The organism is bacterium (assembly GCA_026398675.1).
In the GTDB taxonomy this organism is placed as follows: Bacteria; RBG-13-66-14; RBG-13-66-14; order RBG-13-66-14; family RBG-13-66-14; genus RBG-13-66-14.
This window is the reverse complement of sequence record JAPLSK010000279.1, coordinates 1-3,868: the sequence shown is the minus strand read 5'-3', so window position 1 is coordinate 3,868 and position 3,868 is coordinate 1. Positions and strand designations below refer to the sequence as shown.

At 67.2% G+C, this 3,868-nt stretch carries 2 protein-coding genes; both read left to right on the top strand.

Features of this window, described 5'->3' with window-relative positions; translation table 11 throughout:
• The coding region (gene mreB / locus NTW26_08510) for a rod shape-determining protein MreB (protein ID MCX7022293.1) at nt 1-745 on the top strand (745 nt) is incomplete at its 5' end.
• A gap of 634 nt (nt 746-1,379) precedes the next feature.
• Nucleotides 1,380-3,785: a tetratricopeptide repeat protein gene (locus tag NTW26_08505; GenBank protein MCX7022292.1), complete on the top strand. Its 2,406-nt coding sequence runs from the start codon at nt 1,380-1,382 to the stop codon at nt 3,783-3,785.
• Nucleotides 3,786-3,868 lie beyond the last annotated feature (83 nt).

Genomic DNA, 3,868 nt, shown 5'->3' with positions numbered 1-3,868 from the left:
AGGGGCGTCCATCGTGAAGCCGAGGGCGCTGTGCTGCGTACCCTCGGGGATAACGGAGGTTGAGAAGCGGGCGGTCCGCGACTCGGTGAAGAACGCCGGCGTCCGGGAGATATACTTGATCGAGGAGCCCATCGCCGCCGCGGTGGGGATGAAGCTCCCCATCGAGGAGAGCACCGGCTCCATCGAGGTGGACGTGGGCGGCGGCACCACCGAGGTCGCCGTGATGAGCCTCGGCGGGGTGGTGGTGTCCGAGTCCCGCAAGATAGGCGGGAACTTCATGGATCAGGCGTTGGAACGCTACCTCCGCAGCCACTACAACATCTTCGTCGGCGAGCAGATCTGCGAGGAGATAAAGATAACCATCGGCTCCGCCGTGCCCCTGGAGGAGGAGGAGACCTTCGTGGTCAAGGGTCGGAATATGCTCAACGGCATCCCGACCACGGTGACGATAAGCTCCACCGAGGTGCGCGAGGCGCTGCGCGAGTGCATCGTGCAGGTGATAGGCGCCGTACATTCCACCCTGGAGCAGACGCCGCCCGAGCTGGCCTCCGACATCGTCAACGCCGGAATCAACATGACGGGCGGCGGCTCGCTGTTGAAGCGCCTGGACGACGCCATCACCCAGGAGACGAACCTCAGGGTCCACCGCGCCGCTTCGCCCCTGACCACCATCATCGAGGGGCTCGGGATGATTCTGGGCGACTTCCGCCGTTACCGGAAGCTCTTCAACCTCTACCCGACGTAGGCCGTTCCTCGGCCTTTCGCGGGGGGGGTAGGGGGAGTGGTCCCTCTCTTTTTTTAGGGATCGCCCGGGCGCTTCCCGGCGGAGGCCCGCGCCCTTTGGTGGTGTGGCCCTCAAGGCGAAAAGACAAGTGGTTTCGCCGGGGGCGTAGCTTACTCCGCTCGGTTTGCCGGGGGCATAGCTCGCTTCGCTCGGTTTGCCCGTGGCGTAGCTCGCTTCGCTCGGTTTCGCAGGGGGCCCATTTATAACCCCTTGTGCAAATGGGCAAGGGGCGTAGGGCGACCCGTAGGACGAGTCCTCTGCGGTCGCCCGCGGGCGGGGACAGAGCCCCGCCCCTACGAGCTTAAGCCCATCGTCTTATAAGGGTGTGGAGCGGGCTGTCGGGTCCGCCTACTCGACCCTTTGCCACCGTTCACCAAAGTGGGCTATTGACCAACCCGTGGATATCGTACCCATATTTTGTTGAATGAGCGTTTGTTACACGCATTGCACCGTCCACCGTGACCCGCCCGTATCCCCTCGTCAACACCCCGGCGTGGTATAATCCGGGCAGTAAGAACCGGAACCACACAGGCTTATCCTCACTTTTAAGACGATGGCCGTCACCGCCATAGGAAAGATTTTTAAACACGAGGGTGTGCGCTGGGGACTGACCGTCCTCGGTCTGGCGGTCGTCGTCGTCGGCTCGACCTGGCTCCGGCGCTCCCTCTGGAGCGACGATTCGCTGATGGTCTCCGACGCGGCCTTCCGCTACCGCCTGGCCCGGATGTACGCCCAGGGGGAGACGCCGCCCGAGCGGGACGCCATGGTGCTCCCCCCCGAGGGCCAGCCGCTCCACGACGACCTCCTCCTCGTCGAGGACGCGCTCGTAGGCTGGTCCTACCGCCTCTTCCATGCCGACTACGACGAGGCGTCCTTCTCGGACCATCTCGCGTTGTGGGTTTCGTTGGTGAGTTCCCTGGGCGCGGGGGCGGTATTCCTCCTCGGCTACGCCCTGTGGCGGAGGCGAAGTTTATCCCTCGCCGCGGCGCTAATCGCCGCTTTCGCCGTGGCCTCGGTGGACCGGACGGTCAACGTCTACCTGCGCGAGCACCTCGCGGTCACCTTCATCCTCCTCGGTTGGGCGGGGATGCTGGGCACCCTCGGCCCGCCGACCGATGATTCCGGTTGGAAGAAGCGACTGCCCTGGTTGGTCGTCTGCGGCCTGGGATGGGGCGTGGCGCTGGCCGCCTGGCATCTCGCGGGATTCCTCCTCACGGTGACGGCGGTCCTTCTGGTCGCGTATCTCGTCTGGCGCCGCGAGTGGCGCTCCGTGGGGTTCGTCGCGGCCGTTCTCGGGGGGGTCATCCTCGTGGTCGGCCTGGTCGTGCCGGCCCTGAGAATCAAGGGGCTCTCCCTCTCGCCGGGCGCCTGCCTGCTCTACCTGACCGCTCTGGTCTGCCTCGTACCCCGGTTGAGGCGCGTCCTGGAGCCGCGGCGATGGCGCGCCGCCCTGGCGCTCGTCGGCGGCGCGGCTTTCCTCTACCTCGCCGGTCGGCTCCTCTGGGGCCAGGAAAACCAGTTCGGCCACGTTTACACCCTCTTCTGGGACAAACTTCTTTTTCTCGGTCAGAAACCGGCCGACCCGGCCCGGTTGTCCTGGATAAGCCGGGCGCTGTGGTCCGGTCCCTTCGACGGCCCGACCCTGGCCGGTTTCCTCGGTCCGAACTGGCTCCTTTTACCCCTGGGGACCGCCGGGGCGGCGGCCTGCCTCGGGGATTGGCGCCGGGGAAAAATATCGCGGGCCGCCGTCCTCTTTCTGGCGCTTACCGTCGCGCTCTTGGCCGGTTTTCTCCTTTTCCGCCGGCTGGAGGTCTTTCTCGCCCCGATGTTGGCCCTGGCCGCGGCGGGGCTCATGACCAGGATAGACTCCTGGCGGAAGCTGCCCCTGGTCGTCGGGCTGGCCGGTCTCGCCTTCTTCAACGTTTACCAGTCCGTCAACCTTACCGGGGACGACGCGGTAAAGCGGGTCGTCGCCCGTCTGGCGTACCAGCCCCGTCCGTGGCCCCACGACATCGGCGACGAGCTGCGGACCGTCATCGGCTGGCTGCGGGAGAACACACCGCCCGACGCGGTGCTCGCCGCGCGGTACAACATCGCCCCCATGCTTCTGGCCTACGCCGACCGCCCCATCGCGCTGCACTCAATCTGGGAGTCGCCGGTGGTCCGGGAGCGGTCGCGGTGCTTCACCCTCGGCCAGTTCGGGGATGAGGGGGATTTTCACGCGTTGCTCGCGGGGTGGAGGGTGGATTACCTGGTGGTGAGCGCCGCTGACTACCTCGCCGTCGGCCCCGAGTCGGCGCGCTACGAGGCCGACGCGCTCCGGCCCGCCGAAGGCGAAGCCATCGCCGCGCTCTGCCTCTTTCCCGAAAAGCTGACCGGGTTCGACCTGCGGTTCCAGACCCCGTCCTTCCGGGTGTACGCGGTCGGGGAGAAACCATCCGGGCGGCCGTTCTACGGCGACGAACGGTCCCTCGCCCTGGCCGGGAGTCCTCCCGACGCCCGCCCCGTCGGCGGTTACAGCCCCCTCTTCGATCCGGCCTCCCCCATCGTCGCCGGGACGAAGCCCGCCGATAGGGCTTTAGCCATATACGCCGCCCTCGACGATTACAACCTCGGCGCCTCGCTCTACAACGGTGGCAGGTACGACCAGGCGGTCCCCCGCTTCCGCCGCGTCCTGGAACGGGTGGGCGACTTGAACCGCGCCGGGTACTGGCTGGCGGCGGCGCTTTATAACGCCGGCGACCCCGCCGGGGCGGAAGCCGCGCTGGATTTATTCCTCGGGCACAGCCCCGGGGATTTGGACGGCCTTTTACTGCGCGCCGACGTCCTCCGGGCGCTCGGCCGGTCGGCGGACGCCCTGGATGAGCTCCAGACGGCGATCGGCAGCCTGCCAAACGAGCCGCGGCTCTACGACAAACTGGCCGTTTTGTACCGGGGGCTGGTGGATTTCAGTCAGGCGGAGCTTCTCTCCGGACGGGCGCGGGAGGTGGCCGGTGCATGACCGGGTGCTCGTCCTGGGAGCCGGCCTGACGGGGCTCGCCGCCGCCGACGAGCTGGCGGCTGCCGGCGTCCCCTGCCTGGTTC